At 72.0% G+C, this 17,725-nt stretch carries 18 protein-coding genes; 8 read left to right on the plus strand and 10 right to left on the minus strand.

Annotated features, from left to right (window positions below):
* Positions 1–51: 51 nt before the first annotated feature.
* On the minus strand, positions 52–318 hold the full coding sequence (locus AB0E88_RS29715; RefSeq protein ID WP_361636914.1) for a protealysin inhibitor emfourin: 267 nt from the start codon (positions 316–318) through the stop codon (positions 52–54).
* 46 nt (positions 319–364) lie between these two features.
* A complete protein-coding gene (locus AB0E88_RS29720) occupies positions 365–1,447 on the minus strand; it encodes a M4 family metallopeptidase (RefSeq protein WP_361636916.1) in 1,083 nt (360 codons plus the stop codon).
* A 371-nt stretch (positions 1,448–1,818) separates the two neighbouring features.
* Between AB0E88_RS29720 and leuA the strand changes: the two genes are divergently transcribed.
* Entirely contained in the window at positions 1,819–3,540 is a 1,722-nt protein-coding gene (gene leuA, locus AB0E88_RS29725) for a 2-isopropylmalate synthase (protein WP_361636919.1), read from the plus strand.
* Positions 3,541–3,726: 186 nt separating this feature from the next.
* The gene (locus AB0E88_RS29730) at positions 3,727–4,425 is read left to right on the plus strand and encodes a TerB family tellurite resistance protein (protein ID WP_361636922.1); all 699 of its coding nucleotides are present in this window, start codon (positions 3,727–3,729) and stop codon (positions 4,423–4,425) included.
* An 83-nt stretch (positions 4,426–4,508) separates the two neighbouring features.
* Here AB0E88_RS29730 and AB0E88_RS29735 read toward each other — a convergent pair whose 3' ends face one another.
* From AB0E88_RS29735 to AB0E88_RS29750, 4 genes are all read right to left on the minus strand, one after another.
* The gene (locus tag AB0E88_RS29735) at positions 4,509–5,435 is read right to left on the minus strand and encodes a dihydrodipicolinate synthase family protein (RefSeq protein ID WP_361636925.1); all 927 of its coding nucleotides are present in this window, start codon (positions 5,433–5,435) and stop codon (positions 4,509–4,511) included.
* Positions 5,436–5,517: 82 nt separating this feature from the next.
* Positions 5,518–6,456: a hypothetical protein gene (locus tag AB0E88_RS29740; RefSeq protein ID WP_361636927.1), complete on the minus strand. Its 939-nt coding sequence runs from the start codon at positions 6,454–6,456 to the stop codon at positions 5,518–5,520.
* Positions 6,453–6,980 carry a SigE family RNA polymerase sigma factor gene (locus tag AB0E88_RS29745; protein ID WP_361636930.1) on the minus strand — a complete coding sequence of 176 codons (528 nt, stop codon included), beginning with the start codon at positions 6,978–6,980 and terminating at the stop codon, positions 6,453–6,455. The genes AB0E88_RS29740 and AB0E88_RS29745 overlap by 4 nt, the downstream gene beginning before the upstream one ends.
* A gap of 96 nt (positions 6,981–7,076) precedes the next feature.
* Positions 7,077–8,567 carry an alpha/beta hydrolase gene (locus AB0E88_RS29750; RefSeq protein ID WP_361636933.1) on the minus strand — a complete coding sequence of 497 codons (1,491 nt, stop codon included), beginning with the start codon at positions 8,565–8,567 and terminating at the stop codon, positions 7,077–7,079.
* A 189-nt stretch (positions 8,568–8,756) separates the two neighbouring features.
* Between AB0E88_RS29750 and recO the strand changes: the two genes are divergently transcribed.
* The 3 genes from recO to AB0E88_RS29765 are packed head-to-tail and all read left to right on the plus strand — an operon-like array spanning position 8,757 to position 10,928.
* On the plus strand, positions 8,757–9,503 hold the full coding sequence (gene recO, locus AB0E88_RS29755) for a DNA repair protein RecO (RefSeq protein ID WP_361636936.1): 747 nt from the start codon (positions 8,757–8,759) through the stop codon (positions 9,501–9,503).
* A 25-nt stretch (positions 9,504–9,528) separates the two neighbouring features.
* Positions 9,529–10,365, plus strand: coding sequence for an isoprenyl transferase (locus AB0E88_RS29760; protein ID WP_361636939.1), 837 nt, complete (start codon positions 9,529–9,531; stop codon positions 10,363–10,365).
* 26 nt (positions 10,366–10,391) lie between these two features.
* The gene (locus AB0E88_RS29765; RefSeq protein WP_361636942.1) at positions 10,392–10,928 is read left to right on the plus strand and encodes a hypothetical protein; all 537 of its coding nucleotides are present in this window, start codon (positions 10,392–10,394) and stop codon (positions 10,926–10,928) included.
* Positions 10,929–11,038: 110 nt separating this feature from the next.
* Here the strand turns inward: AB0E88_RS29765 and AB0E88_RS29770 are convergent, their stop codons facing one another.
* From AB0E88_RS29770 to AB0E88_RS29785, 4 genes are all read right to left on the minus strand, one after another.
* The gene (locus tag AB0E88_RS29770; protein WP_361636945.1) at positions 11,039–11,449 is read right to left on the minus strand and encodes a transcriptional repressor; all 411 of its coding nucleotides are present in this window, start codon (positions 11,447–11,449) and stop codon (positions 11,039–11,041) included.
* 64 nt (positions 11,450–11,513) lie between these two features.
* Complete coding sequence (locus AB0E88_RS29775; protein ID WP_361636948.1) at positions 11,514–12,416, minus strand: metal ABC transporter permease; 903 nt, start codon at positions 12,414–12,416, stop codon at positions 11,514–11,516.
* On the minus strand, positions 12,416–13,183 hold the full coding sequence (locus tag AB0E88_RS29780; protein ID WP_361636950.1) for a metal ABC transporter ATP-binding protein: 768 nt from the start codon (positions 13,181–13,183) through the stop codon (positions 12,416–12,418). Before AB0E88_RS29780 ends, AB0E88_RS29775 begins: the two co-directional genes overlap by 1 nt.
* 20 nt (positions 13,184–13,203) lie before the next feature.
* Positions 13,204–14,163: a metal ABC transporter substrate-binding protein gene (locus tag AB0E88_RS29785; RefSeq protein WP_361636953.1), complete on the minus strand. Its 960-nt coding sequence runs from the start codon at positions 14,161–14,163 to the stop codon at positions 13,204–13,206.
* Positions 14,164–14,347: 184 nt separating this feature from the next.
* Between AB0E88_RS29785 and AB0E88_RS29790 the strand changes: the two genes are divergently transcribed.
* From AB0E88_RS29790 to AB0E88_RS29800, 3 genes are all read left to right on the plus strand, one after another.
* A complete protein-coding gene (locus tag AB0E88_RS29790; protein WP_361636955.1) occupies positions 14,348–15,730 on the plus strand; it encodes a glycine--tRNA ligase in 1,383 nt (460 codons plus the stop codon).
* Between the two features lie 168 nt (positions 15,731–15,898).
* The gene (locus AB0E88_RS29795; RefSeq protein WP_361636958.1) at positions 15,899–16,909 is read left to right on the plus strand and encodes an aldo/keto reductase; all 1,011 of its coding nucleotides are present in this window, start codon (positions 15,899–15,901) and stop codon (positions 16,907–16,909) included.
* A 25-nt stretch (positions 16,910–16,934) separates the two neighbouring features.
* Positions 16,935–17,525, plus strand: a complete 591-nt coding sequence (locus AB0E88_RS29800) for a TetR family transcriptional regulator (protein WP_361636960.1) — start codon at positions 16,935–16,937, stop codon at positions 17,523–17,525.
* Positions 17,526–17,725 lie beyond the last annotated feature (200 nt).

The following is a 17,725-nucleotide window of genomic DNA, read 5'->3' on the forward strand; positions in this document are numbered from 1 at the left end:
TCATCCGTACCGGCGGTAACCCACGTCAACACCCCTGCGCGACAAGGGCGTTCAGGCACCCTCCTTCAGCACCCGCGAGATCAGCGTGCGCTGCTCCTCGGTGAGGTGGGGATCGGCGGCGTACACCGTCGTCCCGTCGACCGTGATCCGGTAGCCGAAGCCGTCGGGAACCCCCGCCGGCGGGGTGGAGCGGCCCGCGGCCAGCGCCCGCTCGGCCAGTGACCGCCACTCCGCCTCGTCCGGGCGGCCCGCGGTGTCCACCTCGCCCTGTCGCTCGATGCCCGCGAAACCGCCCGTGCGCCGCACATGAATACGCATGGGGGACTGTCTAGTACCAAACGCCGGTGTCCGCACCCGGACCCGGCTACAGCGTCCGCACCCCGACCTGTTCCCACGCCTTCTGCACGGCCTGGAGTTCGTCCCCGGCGCCGTAGCGCTCGCGGGCCGCCTTCACGGTCAGCGTGGCGAAGTCGGCGAACAGGGCGTCCTCCTTCAGCTCGCCGCCGGTGAGCACGTCGTACCAGACCTGCCCGGCCTTCTCCCAGGCGTGACCGCCGAGCGCGGTGGCGACGAGGTAGAAGGCGTGGTTCGGGATGCCGGAGTTGATGTGCACCCCGCCGTTGTCCCGGCCGGTGCGCACATAGCCGTCCATCGTGCCGGGCTGCGGGTCCTTGCCGAGGACGTCGTCGTCGTACGCCGTGCCGGGGGCCTTCATCGAGCGCAGGGCCACGCCCGTGACGCGCGGCGCCAGCAGGCCGGCGCCGATCAGCCAGTCGGCCTCGGCGGCGGTCTGGCCGAGCGTGTACTGCTTGATCAGCGAGCCGAAGACATCCGAGAGCGACTCGTTCAGCGCGCCGGACTGCCCGAAGTACTCCAGGTTCGCGGTGTGCTGCGTGACGCCGTGGGTCAGCTCGTGGCCGATGACGTCGACCGGGATGGTGAAGTCCAGGAAGATCTCGTTGTCCCCGTCGCCGAAGACCATCTGCTCGCCGTTCCAGAAGGCGTTGTCGTAGTTCTCGTCGTAGTGCACGGTGGCGTCCAGCGGCAGCCCGTTGCCGTCGATGGAGTGGCGGCCGTACGCCTTCAGATACAGCTCGAAGGTGGCGCCGAGGCCGGCGTAGGCGCGGTTGACGGTGGCGTCGGAGCCGGGCTCGGCGCCCTCCTCGCGGACCTTCGTGCCGGGCAGGTCCTGGGTGTGCCGGGCGTCGTAGATGGTGCGGTGCGGCTGATCGGCCGGGGCTCCGGGCGGCGCGGCGACGGCCGGCGCGCCGATCACGGTGGTCAGGCGCCGCTGGGTGCGCTCGAAGGCGTCGCGCTGCAGGGAGCGGCGGGCCGGTCCGGAGAGCGCGGGGTCCTCGTGGCGGGCGAGGTGGTCGAGGATGTGCGGCGGGACGATCGTGCAGAACACGGGCTGGTGGCTGGGCTGGTGGCCCCCGTGAGTCGTCATGCACGGCACCTTTGCACTGCGTGATGAGCGTGTCACTACCTGCCACCATGATTGGTGAAATACCGGGACAGTGAACGCCGCGCACCGTCACGCTGTGCTACGGCGGCGCGGCCTCCTGTGCGGGGATGTGGTACAGCGCACTTTTTGTCCCCTTTGTGGTGCCGGTCCCGCATACTGGGACAGGCCTCTCGTCCCCGGGGTGGCTCGGCTAGGCTGCGGAGCATCATGCGTTTCGGGCTGCTTCTTCTTAGCTGCCGCGGCGAGGGCCTGTAGGAAAGGCCGACTCCCTCCCCGCGGAGCTTGGCGTTGCGTCGTCGGCCGTCCTTCCGGACACCGGGACCTTCCCGCACACCTCAGGAGCCCACGCGATCATGGCGAACCGCCAGCAGCCCAGCCCGATGCCGATCCACAAGTACCGCGGTTACGAGCAGGTCGAGATCCCCGACCGCACCTGGCCCGAGAAGCGGATCACCGCAGCGCCTCGGTGGCTGTCCACCGACCTGCGCGACGGCAACCAGTCCCTGATCGACCCGATGTCGCCCGAGCGCAAGCGCCGGATGTTCGACCAGCTGGTCAGGATGGGCTACAAGGAGATCGAGGTCGGCTTCCCCGCCTCCGGCCAGACCGACTTCGACTTCGTGCGCTCGATCATCGAGGAAGAGGGTGCGATCCCCGACGACGTCACGATCTCCGTACTGACCCAGGCCCGCGAGGACCTGATCGAGCGGACCGTGGAGTCGCTGAAGGGCGCCAGGCGCGCGACCGTCCACCTGTACAACGCCACCGCCCCGGTCTTCCGCCGGGTCGTCTTCCGCGGGTCCAAGGACGACATCAAGCAGATCGCCGTCGACGGCACGCGTCTGGTGATGGAGTACGCCGAGAAGCTGCTGGGTCCGGAGACCGAGTTCGGCTACCAGTACAGCCCCGAGATCTTCACCGACACCGAGCTGGACTTCGCCCTGGAGGTCTGCGAGGCGGTCATGGACGTCTACCAGCCGGGCCCGGGCCGCGAGATCATCCTCAACCTGCCCGCCACCGTGGAGCGTTCGACGCCGTCCACGCACGCGGACCGTTTCGAGTGGATGCACCGCAACCTGACCCGCCGCGAGTACGTCTGCCTGTCCGTCCACCCGCACAACGACCGCGGCACGGCCGTGGCGGCGGCCGAGCTGGCCGTGATGGCCGGCGCCGACCGCGTCGAGGGCTGCCTGTTCGGGCAGGGCGAGCGCACCGGCAACGTCGACCTGGTCACCCTGGGCATGAACCTGTTCTCCCAGGGCGTCGACCCTCAGATCGACTTCTCCGACATCGACGAGATCCGTCGTACGTGGGAGTACTGCAACCAGATGGAGGTCCACCCGCGCCACCCGTACGTGGGCGACCTGGTCTACACGTCCTTCTCCGGCTCCCACCAGGACGCCATCAAGAAGGGCTTCGACGCCATGGAGGCCGACGCCAGGGCCAAGGGCGTCACCGTCGACGACATCGAGTGGGCCGTGCCGTACCTGCCCATCGACCCCAAGGACGTGGGGCGTTCGTACGAGGCGGTCATCCGGGTCAACTCGCAGTCCGGCAAGGGCGGCATCTCCTACGTCCTGAAGAACGACCACAAGCTGGACCTGCCGCGCCGGATGCAGATCGAGTTCTCCCGGATCATCCAGGCGAAGACCGACGCCGAGGGCGGCGAGATCACGCCGAAGGAGATCTGGGCGGTCTTCCAGGACGAGTACCTGCCGAACCCGCAGAACCCCTGGGGCCGCATCCAGGTCAGGACCGGCCAGTCGACCACCGACACCGACGGCGTGGACACGCTCACGGTCGAGGCGACGGTCGACGGCGTGGACACCGTCCTGACCGGCTCCGGCAACGGTCCGATCTCGGCCTTCTTCAACGCCCTGGAGGGCCTGGGCCTGGACGTACGCCTGCTGGACTACCAGGAGCACACGATGAGCGAGGGCGCCTCCGCGCAGGCCGCCTCCTATATCGAATGCGCGATCGGCGACAAGGTCCTGTGGGGGATCGGCATCGACGCGAACACGACGCGTGCGTCGCTGAAGGCGGTCGTCTCCGCCGTCAACCGCGCCGCTCGCTGACCCTCCTCACCGGGAGTTTTCGGGCCCCGACCGCCGGGAACGGCGGCCGGGGCCCCCGTCGTTTTCGCGCCAACTCGCCCCGAGGTCACGGAAAGGTCTCGTCCAGGGTGCTGACTCCGCCTCATGGATGTGGCTAACATCACGCAAGCGCTCGGCGATGTTGCCGTGGGGTTACGGAGGTGCGACGTGCTGCCAGTCCGGGGACACAACGGCCATGCCGGCGCTTTGACGCGCATCCTGGGCACCCGCATCGCCTGGACGCCCGTCGGCGACGGCGAGTTCTTCTGCCCCGGCTGCGGCGGCGACCGCAACTACCAGCGCCTGACCGGCCGGCGCCGGCTCACCCTGCTCGGTCTGCCCGTCCTGCCGCGCGGCGCGTCCGGGCCGGTCGTCGAATGCGCCGCCTGCCACCGCCACTTCGGCACGGACGTGCTCGACCACCCCACCACGACCCGCTTCTCGGCGATGCTGCGCGACGCCGTGCACACGGTCGCCGTCGCCGTGCTCTGCGCGGGCGGCACCTCCTCCCGCACGGCGCTGGAGACCGCCGCGGTCGCCGTGCGCGCCGCCGGATTCCCGGACTGCACCGAGGAACAGCTCGCCGCGCTCGTCGAGGCGGTCGAGGAGGACACCGGCCGCGCCCAGCCCGGCCGGCCCGGCACCGCCGGACTCGGCATAGAGCTGCACGAGGCCCTCGACCCGCTCGCCCCGCACCTGGCGTGCGTCGGCCGCGAATCGATCCTGCTGACCGGCGCCCGTATCGCGCTGGCCGACGGCTCCTACACCCCGGCCGAGCGCGACACCCTCGCGACGGTCGGGGCCGCGCTGACCCTGTGCACGCAGGACGTCACCCGCCTGCTGGAGGAGGCGCGCACGCCCTCCTGACCGCTCCCGGGGCGCGAGGCCGGAGCAACCCCGCCGCCGTGGCGCGCACGCCGTCCGACGGGTGACGGCTCCGGGGGCAGGGATCAGAGCAGCCCCGCCGCCACCAGGTGCCGCTCCACCGTCCGCACCTCCGGCGGGGACAGCGGGACCTGGGGCCGGGCCGTCGCCGGACAGGCGATCACACCGCGCAGATGCAGCGCCGTCTTGAACGCGCCCAGAGCCGAGGAACCGGCCCCCATCCGGGCCGGGTCACCGGCCCGGACCAGGCCGAACAGCGCGGCGAGGCGCTCCTGTTCCAGCCGGGCCCGCTCCCGGTCACCGGCCCGGCACAGCCGGTCCAGGCGGACATAGCCGTGTGGGTCGACGTTGGCGAGCCCCGGGACCGCCCCGTGCGCGCCCAGGGCCAGCGCCGCGTCGACGAGCAGCTCCGAGCCGGTCAGCACGCTGAAGCCGGGGTGGGCGCGGGCACCGACGGCGATCTCCCGGAAACCGGCCAGGTCACCGCTGGAGTCCTTCAGTCCCGCCAGCACCCCGTCGGCGGCCAGCCGCAGCACGACGTCGGCGGGCGGGCGGCCCGGAACGGACACCGGGATGTCGTACGCCAGGACCGGGACCGGGCTGCCCGCGGCGACGGCCCGGTAGTGGCGCTCGGTCTCCGCCGGGTGGGTGCGCACGTAGAACGGGGCGGTGACCACGACCGCGTCCGCGCCCGCCGCCACCACCGCGTCCACCTGGTCCAGCACCCGCGCCGTGCTCATGTCGACCGCCCCGGCCAGCACGGGCAGCTGTCCGCCCACGTGTCCCACGACACTCTCGACGACCAGCCGCCGCTGCCGGTCCGGCAGATACGCGGCCTCCGACGTCGAGCCGAGCACAAACAGCGCGTGCACCCCGCCCGCCACCAGATGGTCGACCAGCCGCAGCAGCGAGTCCACGTCCACCTCCCGCTCCTCGGTCAGTGGCGTGCACACCGGCGGGATCACACCGGTCAGCGGGGCGGGCACGGTCATCTGCGGCTCCCTGGGACGCTGCGGCGGACCGGGCCGCGGGGCGCGACCCGGCCTCCTCGCGTCCGACCGTACCGGGGAAGGGCTACGGCAGCGTCTTGTCGTACGTCGGGTCGCGGTCCGAGTCGTAGACGAGCTTGCCGGCGGCGTCGTAGCCCTTGACGTGCGGCGCCCTGGTGACCTCGCGGTGCAGCGTGCCCGAGGCCACGAACCAGCCGTGGTCCAGCACCGCCTCGTCCGTGGCACCGCCGTACGACACCGTCACCCGGGCCACCGACGGCTTCGCCGTGCCGATGAAACCCCAGCGGAAGGGAAGCTTCCACTTGCCCTTGTCGATGAAGGACTGCTGGTACAGCCTGCCGCCGTTCATGTCGGTCGACACGGGCGCGGAGTCGTCCGCGCCGACACCGCCGCCGCTGGTGTTCAACCCCTGTGCCTCGCCGCCCTTGACGGTGCAGATCAGCCGGGTCAGCCGGGGCGCGTCCTTGACGGCGACGACGAACATCCCGTCACCCGGGGTGTTGGAGTCACCCGTGGCGTGCATGGCCAGGATGATCCGGTAGTCGGCGGCCTTCCCCAGGTCGGTCCCGCGCGCCGGACCACGCAGGTCCTTGTTGCTCTCCCGGTCGTACGCGAGGCACTTGTCCAGCCCGTCCGACGCCTGGGCGAAGGTGATCCCGTCCAGGAGCTGCCGCCCGGGCTCGGCGGGCTCCGCCGGAGCCGACGGCGCCCGCGACTGGGCGGGCGCCGGCCTCACCGGTGCGGTGACCGAGGGACGCGGCGCCGCGGTGTCCGCCGTGCCCGACCGGTCGCCGCCCAGCGCGTACGCGCCCACCGGCAGCGCCGTCAGCACCACCAGCGCCGCCCCGGCCGCCGCCACCCGGCGCCGCCGCTCCAGCGCACCCTGCCGCCGGATCTGCGGATACGGCGCCGGCGCCGGACGGATCTCGTAGGCGTCCTGCGACATCAGCTGCCGCAACCGCTCCTCGAACGCCCCGTCCCGCTCGTGCTGTTCCCCGCTCACCTGCCGCCTCCTCGCCCGCCGGACCCGCCGGCGAACTCCATCAGCCCCGGATACGTACGCAACTTCGCCAGCCCCTTGGACGCCTGGCTCTTGACCGTGCCCGGCGAGCAGCCGAGCACCTCGGCCACCTCCGCCTCCGGCAGGTCCTCCCAGTACCGCATGACCACCACCGCCCGCTGCCGGGGCGGCAGTTGGGCCAGCGCCGTCATCAGCACACCCCGCTCGTCGGACCACGCCACGTCGTCCCGCCCCGCCCGCTCCGGCGGCGCCGACGTCAGCGACTCGGCGACCCGCCGTTTGCGGAAGCGGTCGCTGTTGCAGCTGACGAGCATCCGCCGGACGTACGCCTCCGGGTTGTCACTGCGCGCCACGCGCCGCCACGACCGGTACGCCTTCGCCAGCGCCGTCTGCGTCAGATCCTCGGCGTGGTGCGCGTCGCCGGTGAGCAGATACGCGGTCCGCACCAGGTGCGACCATCTGGCGGCGACGAAATCATGGAACCGGTCCTCCAGTTCGGCCTGCATCAAGCACCCTCCTCGCCCCCCAGACCACCGATCGCGCGGATTCGGTTGCCCGGGCGGCGGAAGACGCTCGGCGCGGCGTACGTCACCGGCCGGGCGTCAGCGGCAGTACACGTCACCGGCCGGGCGCTCACCCGTCGCCAGGAAGCGCGAGACCGTGTCGTCGCCGCACGCGTTGCCGTTGGCGAGGTAGGCGTCGTGGCCCGTGGAGTCCACCGTGACCATGACCGCGCGCCGGCCCAGCGCCTCGCGGAGCCTGCGCGCCCCGGCGAGCGGCGTGGCCACGTCGCGCTCATTCTGCACGAGCAGGACGTTCGACGGCCCCCGGCCGGTGATCCGCACCGGCGCCTGCCGCGGCGGGTACGGCCACGCGGCGCACACCATCGCGTTGCGCGGCATGCCGGCGGTCAGCGGGTACGCCTTGCGGCTGACGTCGACGTCCTTCCGGTAGACCGCGGGGTCCGACGGCCACGCCACGTCGTTGCACAGGGTGGCGGCGCCCACCGCGGCCACGTTCTGCAGCACCGCGTCCGGCGGCCCGGCCGGCGCCGGCGGCAGCGTGCCCTCGCGGGCGGCGGTCATCAGCCGCGCCAGGTCGTCGAACCGGTCGGGGTCGTACAGGTCGTCCAGCATGGTCTGGCGCAGCACGTTGCCGTTCAGCTCCGGCGGGTTGGCGCCGGGCCAGGGCAGCGGCCGGCGGTCCAGCTCGGCGGCCAGCCGCAGGAACTCCCGGCGGACCCCCTCGGGTGTGTCCGCGACCCGGTAGGGGTGGCCGGGCGCCGACACGCGCTTCGCGAACTCCGGGAACACGTCCTCCACGCCCTGCTCGTGCGCCGCGAGCCAGCCCCGCGAGACCCGGGCGGGATCGGGGTCGTCGTTGCTGTCCAGCACGATGCGGTCGGTGCGCCGCGGGAACAACTGGCTGTAGACCGCGCCGACATACGTGCCGTACGACACACCCCACGCCGAGAGGCGCCGCTCGCCCAGCGCGGCCCGGATGCGGTCGATGTCCCGGGCCTCGTCGACGGTGCTCATGTGCCGCAGCAGCTCACCGCCGTTGCGGGCGCAGGCGTCGGCCATGCGGCGGGCGGTGGCCATGTTCCCGTCGACCGAGCCGTCCGCGGCCGGCCAGGGCCGCAGCCGCGAGATCGCCAGGTCGGCGTGGTCGAGCCCGCAGTCGACGGCCGTCGAGGGCGCCAGCCCGCGCGGCGCGAACCCCACCAGGTCGTAGGCGTCACGGACCGCCTGCGGCAGCTTCCGCCCCTTGCCCGAGGGATCGTTCAGGCTGGAGCCGCCCGGCCCGCCGGGGATCATCAGCAGCACACCGCGCCGCGCCCCGGGCCTCTCACTGCGCACCCGGGAGACGGCGAGGTCGATCAGCGGGCCGCCCGGGCGGCTGTGGTCCAGCGGGACGGCGAGGGTCGCGCACTCCTGCCGCGAGTCGGGCGCGGCCCCGGGACACGGCCCCCAGGCGAGGGCCGCGCGCCCGGCGGGCGCGGCGGTGGCGGCGGCCGCGGTGAGCGGCGTGGCGAGGGAGAGCAGGACGGCGGAGGCGGCGGCGAGCGCGGCAGGACGCTTGATCGATGTCATGCCGACGAGCCTCCCGGAACCGCGCCCGCCGCCCCATCCGGCCAACAGCCTTGTCCCTGCGGGGGTTTACCCCCCTGCGGGCGCAGGGCGGGCATCCGGGCACGCCGGGTCCGGCCGGCACGGAGGTGAACGGTCGTGCACAGCCGGTGACCGGTCCTGGCGGGTGCGCCGTGAGGGCACAATGGGTCCATGAGTCTGTTCCGCGACGACGGCATCGTGCTGCGCACCCAGAAGCTGGGTGAGGCGGACCGCATCATCACGTTGCTGACGCGCGGACACGGCCGGGTGCGGGCCGTGGCCCGCGGAGTGCGGCGGACCAAGTCGAAATTCGGCGCCAGGCTGGAGCCCTTCTCCCACGTCGACGTGCAGTTCTTCGCCCGCGGGAGCGAGCTGGTGGGCCGGGGCCTGCCGCTGTGCACGCAGAGTGAGACCATCGCGCCGTACGGCGGCGGGATCGTCGCCGACTACGCCCGGTACACCGCCGGGACGGCCATGCTGGAGACCGCCGAGCGCTTCACCGACCACGAGGGCGAGCCGGCCGTCCAGCAGTACCTGCTGCTGGTGGGCGCGCTGCGCACCCTCGCCCGCGGCGAGCACGCGCCGAACCTGGTCCTCGACGCCTTCCTGCTGCGCTCGCTCGCCGTGAACGGCTACGCGCCCAGCTTCAGCGACTGCGCGAAGTGCGGCATGCCCGGTCCGAACCGGTTCTTCTCCGTCGCCTCCGGCGGCTCCCTGTGCGTCGACTGCCGGGTGCCCGGCTGCGTGGTGCCCTCCCCGCAGACCCTGGCGCTGCTCGGTGCGCTGCTTACGGGAGACTGGGAGAGCGCGGACGCCTGCGAGCCGCGGTACGTCCGGGAGGGCAGCGGACTGGTCTCCGCCTACCTGCACTGGCATCTGGAGCGCGGTCTGCGTTCCCTGAGGTACGTCGAACAGTAGAAACACCGAAGGAGACGAGAAGCACATGGCCGTACGCGGGTTCCTGGGGCGCCAGCGCCGTGAGTACAGGACGCCGGAGCCGCACCCGTCCGGCGCGCGGCCCCCGAAGCTCCCCGGGGAACTGGTCCCCGGCCACGTGGCGATCGTCATGGACGGCAACGGCCGCTGGGCCAAGGAGCGCGGGCTGCCCCGCACCGAGGGCCACAAGGTCGGCGCCGAGCGCGTGCTGGACGTCCTCCAGGGCGCCATCGAGATCGGCGTCGGCAGCATCTCGCTGTACGCGTTCTCCACCGAGAACTGGAAGCGTTCGCCCGACGAGGTCCGCTTCCTGATGAACTTCAACCGCGACTTCATCCGCAAGACCCGCGACACCCTCGACGAACTGGGTGTGCGGGTGCGCTGGGTGGGCCGCATGCCCAAGCTGTGGAAGTCCGTCGCCAAGGAGCTCCAGATCGCCCAGGAGCAGACCAGGGGCAACGACCGGCTCACCCTGTACTTCTGCATGAACTACGGCGGCCGCGCCGAGATCGCCGACGCCGCGCAGGCCCTCGCCGAGGACGTGAAGGCGGGCCGCCTCGACCCGTCGAAGGTCAACGAGAAGACCCTGGCGAAGTACCTGTACTACCCGGACATGCCGGACGTCGACCTGTTCCTGCGGCCCAGCGGCGAGCAGCGCACCTCCAACTACCTGCTGTGGCAGTCCGCCTACGCCGAAATGGTCTTCCAGGACGTGCTGTGGCCCGACTTCGACCGCCGCGACCTGTGGCGGGCCTGCCTGGAGTACGCCTCCCGCGACCGCCGCTTCGGCGGCGCCATCCCCAACGAGGAGCTGCTGGCGATGGAGGGCCGCCAGGAAGGCTGATCGCAGGTGCCGTACGATCCCGCCTCATGGTCATGGACATGGGGCGGGACGTCGTTCAGGACGACGTGGTCGAGCTGGAGTACACCCTCGAACAGCAGGACATGACGGACGCGGTCCGGCTGATGCTGCGCAAGCACAAAGGGTTCGTAGGGCTGCTGTACCACCCGGCGCTGGGGGCGACGGCCGCCCTGATCGGGGTGGTACTGCTCGTCATCAGTCCCTTGGACGACCTCGGGATCGGCATCGCACTGATCGTGTGGGGAGTGCTGATGCTCTCCGTACCGCGCATGTCGGCCGGCCAGCTCCGCAAGGCGCAGCAGCACCACGGCGTGATCCGGGCGTCCGTCGGCGCGGCGGGCGTGCGCCAGGTGAGCGCCCACGCGGACGTGCGCACAGGCTGGGCCAACTACGGCAGTTACGCCGAGTCGGACGGCGTCTTCATCCTCCGCAGCCCCGACCGAGCAGGCCGCTGCTCGGTGGTCCTGGCCAAGCGAGGCGCCCGCACCCCCGAGGACGTGGACCGCCTGCGCGCGATCTTGGCCGCCAACCTACGGCGCGTCTGAAGAACGGGAGCAGGCCGACCGAAAGGGGCGCGGGGAACCGCGCGCCCGGCAACAACCGAATCCGCACCCGCCGACGCACAGGCACCGAAACGGCGCTCCGGCGAACCGGTTCAACCCGCAGCGCACTCCGCACAGGTCCCGAAGATCTCCACGGTGTGCGCCACGTTCACGAACCCGTGCTCGGAAGCGATCGCCTCGGCCCACTTCTCCACCGCCGGCCCCTCCACCTCGACGGCCTTGCCGCAGGACCGGCAGACCAGGTGGTGGTGGTGCTCACCGGTGGAGCACCGGCGGTAGACGGACTCGCCGTCGGACGTGCGCAGGACGTCGACCTCACCGGCCTCGGCGAGGGACTGCAGGGTGCGGTACACCGTGGTGAGCCCGACCGCGTCGCCCTTGTGCTTGAGCATGTCGTGGAGCTCCTGCGCGCTGCGGAACTCGTCCACCTCGTCGAGCGCCGCCGCCACTGCGGCGCGCTGCCGGGTGGCGCGGCCCTTCACGGGCGGTCCAGCGGTCGTCACCGGTTTCCTCCTTCGACGGCGTCTGCCCCTGCCGGGCCATTGTGCCAGCCCGGCCGGGACGCGGTCAGACGCCGATCTCGTCCGGGGCGGGCCGTCCGGCCGGGATGGTGCACTCCGCGGGGTCCCCGCCGGGCTGTGCGGCGGCCTGGGCGCGGGCGCGGCGCCGGGCCAGCGGGGCGGCCACCGCGGTGAGCGCGATGAACGCCGCGATGGTCAGCAGCACGATCGTCGCGCCGGGCGGCACGTCCTGGTAGTACGAGGTGACGGTGCCGCCGAGGGTCACGGTGACACCGATCGCGACGGCGATCGCGAACGTGGCCGCGAAGCTCCGGCCGATCTGCTGGGCGGCGGCGACCGGGACCACCATGAGCGCGCTCACGAGCAGCAGCCCGACCACGCGCATCGCGACCGTCACGGTCACCGCGGCCGTGACGGCCGTGAGCAGGTTCAGCGCCCGCACCGGCAGCCCGGTCACCCGCGCGAACTCCTCGTCCTGGCTGACGGCGAACAGCTGACGGCGCAGCCCCAGCGTGACCAGCACGACGAACGCGGCGAGCAGGCAGATCGCGACGACGTCCGACTGCGACACCGTCGACAGGGAGCCGAAGAGGTACGACGTGAGGTTGGCGTTGGAGCCGGTGGGGGCGAGGTTGATGAACATCACGCCGCCGGCCATGCCGCCGTAGAAGAGCATCGCGAGGGCGATGTCGCCGCGGGTCCTGCCGTACCAGCGGATCAGCTCCATCAGCACCGCGCCCAGCACGGACGTCAGCGTGGCCATCCACACCGGGGACGCCGACAGCAGGAAGCCGAGGCCGACGCCCGTCATCGCGACGTGGCCGATGCCGTCGCCCATCAGGGCCTGGCGGCGCTGCACCAGGTAGATGCCGACGGCGGGCGCCGTGATGCCGACCAGGACGGCGGCGAGCAGCGCCCGCTGCATGAAGGCGTAGTCGAGGAGTTCCATCAGCTCAGCAGTCCCGTGCGAAGAGGTTCGGTGCCCGCGGGTGCGTGCGGGTGGACGTGGTCGTGGCCGGGCAGGGCGTGCTGGCCGACGGCCTTGGGCGGTGGCCCGTCGTGCAGCACGCAGCCGTCGCGCAGTACCACCGCGCGGTCGATGAGGGGCTCCAGCGGCCCGAGTTCGTGCAGGACGAGCAGGACCGTCGCGCCGGCCTCCACCTGGCCCCTGAGGGTGTGGGCGAGCACCTCCTGGCTGGCCAGGTCGACGCCGGCCATGGGCTCGTCCATGATCAGCAGCTCGGGTGCGGCGGCCAGGGCCCGCGCGATCAGCACCCGCTGGTGCTGCCCGCCGGACAGGGCGTTCACCGAGTCCCCGGCCCGGTCCGCCATCCCGACCAGCTCCAGGGCGTGCCGTACGGCCTCGCGGTCGGCCTTGCGGAAGACGCCGAAGCGGGTGCGGGAGAGCCGTCCCGAGGAGACGATCTCCGTCACGGTCGCCGGGACACCGCCCGCCGCGGTGGTGCGCTGCGGGACGTACCCGACCCGTGACCACTGCCGGAAGCTGCGGCGCGGGGTGCCGAACAGCTCGATCTCGCCGTCGCTGACCGGCACCTGGCCGATGATGCTGCGCACGGCGGTGGACTTGCCGGAGCCGTTGGCGCCGAGCAGCGCGACGACCTCGCCGCGGTGCACGCTCAGGTCGATGCCGCGCAGCACGGGCCGCGCGCCCAGCTCGGCGCGCACGCCGCGCAGGGATATGACGGACTCGGGCATGCCGCCCTCCGATCGGTCGGTCACTTGGTCCCCAGAGCGCTCTGCAGGGCCTTGAGGTTCGCCCGCATGACCTGGAGGTAGTCCTGGCCGCGGGACTTCTTCGTGATGCCCTCGATGGGGTCGAGGACGTCGGTCTTCAGGCCCGCGTCCCGCGCGACCGTCTTCGCGGTCTTGTCGCTGACGAGGGTTTCGTAGAAGACGGTGGAGACGTGGTCGGCCTTCGCCATCTTCTCCAGCTCCTTCACGCGGGCGGCGCTCGGCTCCGACTCCGGGTCGAGGCCGTTGATGGCCTCCTCGGTCAGGCCGTAGCGCTCGGCGAGGTAGCCGAAGGCGGCGTGGGTGGTGAGGAAGACCTTGGTCTCCGTGTTCTTCAGCCCGGCGGCGAACTCGGCGTTCAGGGCGTCGAGCTTGCCGACCAGCGCGTCGGTGTTCTTGCGGTAGTCCGCGGCGTGGGCGGGGTCGGCCTTGGCGAAGGCGGCGCCGACACCGCGGGCGACCTCGGCGTAGCGCACCGGGTCCAGCCAGATGTGGGGGTCGCGGCCGCCGCTCTCCTCGCCGTGCTCGTGGTCGTGCTCGGCGGCGTGCCCGCCGACCTCGTTGCCGTGCTTCTCCAGGGTGGTCAGCGAGGCGGCGTCGATCTTGGTGCGGGCCCCGGACTGGGCGACGGCGTCGTCGACGGCCGGCTGCAGGCCCTTGAGGTAGAGCACCGCGTCGGACTGCTCGACCCGGCCGCGCTGCCGGGCGCTGATCTCGAGGTCGTGCGGTTCCTGGCCGGGCGCGGTGAGGCTGGTGACGTTCACATGGCTGCCGCCGATCTGCTCGGCGAGGTAGGCCATCGGGTAGAAGGACGCGACGACGTCGAACTTGTCCGTGTTCCCCGCGGCCGCGCTGTCCCCGCCGCAGGCGGTCAGGGTGGCCAGTCCGAGGGCGGTTGCGGCCGTGGCCGCGGCCACGGATATGAGGCGTCGTCGTTCGTTCATGACAGTCATTTTCAACAAACATGGAAACCGTTGTCAACAAGCCTGCTGAGAGCGCCGGACCGGCCCCGTTCTGCCCGGCCCGGAGGGCCCCCGATTTGGTCGAGGGGGAGGCCGCGCCGGTACGCTGAAGCATTCGCTGGAAGCATCTCGCTTCGTCGCCCGTCGTCGTAATGAAGAGAGCACCGTGGCCGCCGACAAGATCGACACCATCGTCAGCCTGAGCAAGCGCCGTGGCTTCGTTTTCCCGTGCAGTGAGATCTACGGCGGACAGCGTGCCGCCTGGGACTACGGACCGCTGGGTGTCGAGCTCAAGGAGAACATCAAGCGCCAGTGGTGGCGCTACATGGTGACGTCGCGCGAGGACGTGGTCGGTCTCGACTCGTCCGTGATCCTGGCCCCCGAGGTCTGGGTCGCCTCCGGCCACGTCGCCACCTTCACCGACCCGCTCACCGAGTGCACCTCCTGTCACAAGCGGTTCCGCGCGGACCACCTTGAAGAGGCGTACGAGGAGAAGAAGGGCCGCGCCCCCGAGAACGGCCTCGCCGACGTCAACTGCCCGAACTGCGGCAACAAGGGCCAGTTCACCGAGCCCAAGCAGTTCTCCGGCCTGCTGTCGACCCACCTCGGCCCGACCCAGGACTCCGGCTCCGTCGCCTACCTGCGTCCCGAGACCGCCCAGGGCATCTTCACCAACTTCGCCCAGGTGCAGACCACCTCGCGCCGCAAGCCGCCGTTCGGCATCGCCCAGATGGGCAAGTCCTTCCGCAACGAGATCACGCCGGGCAACTTCATCTTCCGCACCCGCGAGTTCGAGCAGATGGAGATGGAGTTCTTCGTCAAGCCGGGCGAGGACGAGCAGTGGCAGGAGTACTGGATGGAGCAGCGCTGGAGCTGGTACACCGGCCTCGGCCTGCGTGAGGAGAACATGCGCTGGTACGAGCACCCGAAGGAGAAGCTCTCCCACTACTCCAAGCGCACCGCCGACATCGAGTACCGCTTCCAGTTCGGCGGCAGCGAGTGGGGCGAGCTCGAGGGTGTCGCCAACCGCACCGACTACGACCTGAGCGCGCACTCCAAGGCCTCCGGCCAGGACCTGGCCTACTACGACCAGGAGGCCGGCGAGCGCTGGACGCCGTACGTCATCGAGCCCGCGGCCGGTGTCGGCCGCACCATGCTGGCCTTCCTGCTCGACGCCTACGTCGAGGACGAGGCGCCGAACGCCAAGGGCAAGATGGAGAAGCGGACCGTGCTGCGCCTGGACCACCGCCTGGCGCCGGTGAAGGCCGCGGTGCTGCCGCTGTCCCGCAACCCCGAGCTGTCCCCGAAGGCCAAGGGTCTCGCCCAGGCGCTGCGCCAGCACTGGAACATCGAGTTCGACGACGCCGGCGCGATCGGCCGCCGCTACCGCCGCCAGGACGAGATCGGTACGCCGTTCTGCGTCACGGTCGACTTCGACACGCTGGACGACAACGCGGTGACCGTCCGCGAGCGTGACTCGATGAAGCAGGAGCGCGTCTCCCTGGACCAGATCGAGGGCTACCTCGCCTCGCGCCTGATCGGCTGCTGAGACCCGCCCGCCCGACGCACGAAGGTCCACCCCTCCACGGAGGGGTGGGCCTTCGTGCGTATCGGGGCGGGGGACGCGGGGGTGCGCACCGAGGCTTGTCCGGGCGGCGCTGACATGTATGGAATGACAGATATTGAAATCTGTCACCTGTCATGGCAAGCTGGAGTCATGACGATGCCAACCCGCACCCTCGGTACCTCCGGCCCCCAGGTCTCCGCCCTCGGCCTCGGCTGCATGGGCATGTCCGGCATGTACGGCGAGGCGGACCGCGCCGAGTCCGTCGCCACCCTCCACGCCGCCCTGGAAGCCGGCGTCACCCTGCTCGACACCGGCGACTTCTACGGCATGGGCCACAACGAGCTGCTGATCGGCGAGGCGTTGCGCACCGCGCCGGCCGCCCTGCGCCGCAACGCGCTGCTCAGCGTCAAGTTCGGCGCCCTGCGCGGCCCGGACGGCGACTGGGCCGGCTTCGACGGCCGCCCGGCCGCCGTGAAGGCCTTCGCCGCCTACTCCCTCCAGCGCCTCGGCGTCGACCACATCGACATCTACCGGCCCGCGCGGCTCGACCCCGACGTGCCGATCGAGGAGACCGTCGGCGCGATCGCCGAACTCGTCGAGAAGGGGTACGTCCGGCACATCGGCCTGAGCGAGGTCGGCGCCGACACCATCCGCCGGGCCGCCGCGACCGCCCCGATCGCCGACCTCCAGATCGAGTACGCCCTCGTCTCCCGCGGTCCCGAGCGGGAGATCCTGCCCACCCTGCGCGAACTGGGCATCGCCGTCACCGCCTACGGGGTGCTCTCCCGCGGCCTGATCTCCGGCCACTTCTCCGACGACCGGCAGCTGGCCGCGCACGATTTCCGCGCCCACTCGCCCCGCTTCCAGGGCGACAACCTCCGACGCAACCTCACGCTGGTCGAGTCGCTGCGCAAGGTCGCCGAGGACAAGGGCGCCACGGTCGCCCAGATCGCCATCGCCTGGGTGCTCTCCCGCGGCGAGGACATCGTCCCGCTGGTCGGCGCCCGCACCCGGGAGCGGTTCGGCGAGGCCGTGGGCGCGCTGGACGTGAGGCTGGACGCGTCCGACCTCGCCGCCATCGAGGCCGCGGTGCCGGCGGACGCGGTGGCCGGCGACCGGTACGCCCCCGCACAGATGGCCATGCTCGACAGCGAACGCTGATCCCGGCGCCGGGTACCGTCTAGACATGCCACCGACCAGCGAGATCCTGACCACCGAGCGCATCCTCGAAGCGACCGAGGAGGTGCTGCGCCGCCACGGACCGGCCAAGGCGACCGTGGTGGACGTGGCCCGCGCGCTCGGCGTCAGTCACGGCAGCGTCTACCGCCACTTCCGCACCAAGGCGGCCCTGCGCGAGGCCGTGACCAAGCGGTGGCTGGACCGCACCTCGGAGCGGCTCGCCGGGATCGTCGCGGGCGAGGACGCCCCGCAGGAGCGGCTGCGGGCCTGGCTCGCGACCCTGTTCGAGGCCAAGCGGCACAAGGCGGGTGGCGACCCCGAGCTGTTCGCCACCTACACGGTGCTGACGGACGAGAACGGCACGGCGGTCGGCGAGCACATCGCCGACCTCACCGCGCAGCTGACCCGGATCATCGAGGACGGCGTCGCGTCGGGCGCCTTCACCGCGACGGACCCGGCGGTCGCGGCCCGCGCCGTCTTCCAGGCCACGGCCCGCTTCCACGACCCGTGCCACGCGCCCGAATGGAAGAACCCGGCGATCGAGACGGACTTCACGGCGGTGGTGGACCTGATCCTGCGGGGCCTGACGACCCCCTGACCCGGTCCCTCCGGCCTGCGGCCCGCGCCGCCGCCGCGGTCCGGGCCGAAGGCCCGGGCCGGCACCCGCGGACCCGGCCGGCGGCAGCGGCCCGTCCCCCAGCGGGGGGCCGCGGCCCGCCCCCCCCGCCCCCCCCGCGACCCCGGGCTCCTTCGCCCCCCCAGTTCTCCGAGCACCGCGCGCCACGCCCCGCCCCCGGC

Source organism: Streptomyces sp. NPDC028635, from assembly GCF_040637635.1.
Taxonomy (GTDB): Bacteria; Actinomycetota; Actinomycetes; order Streptomycetales; family Streptomycetaceae; genus Streptomyces.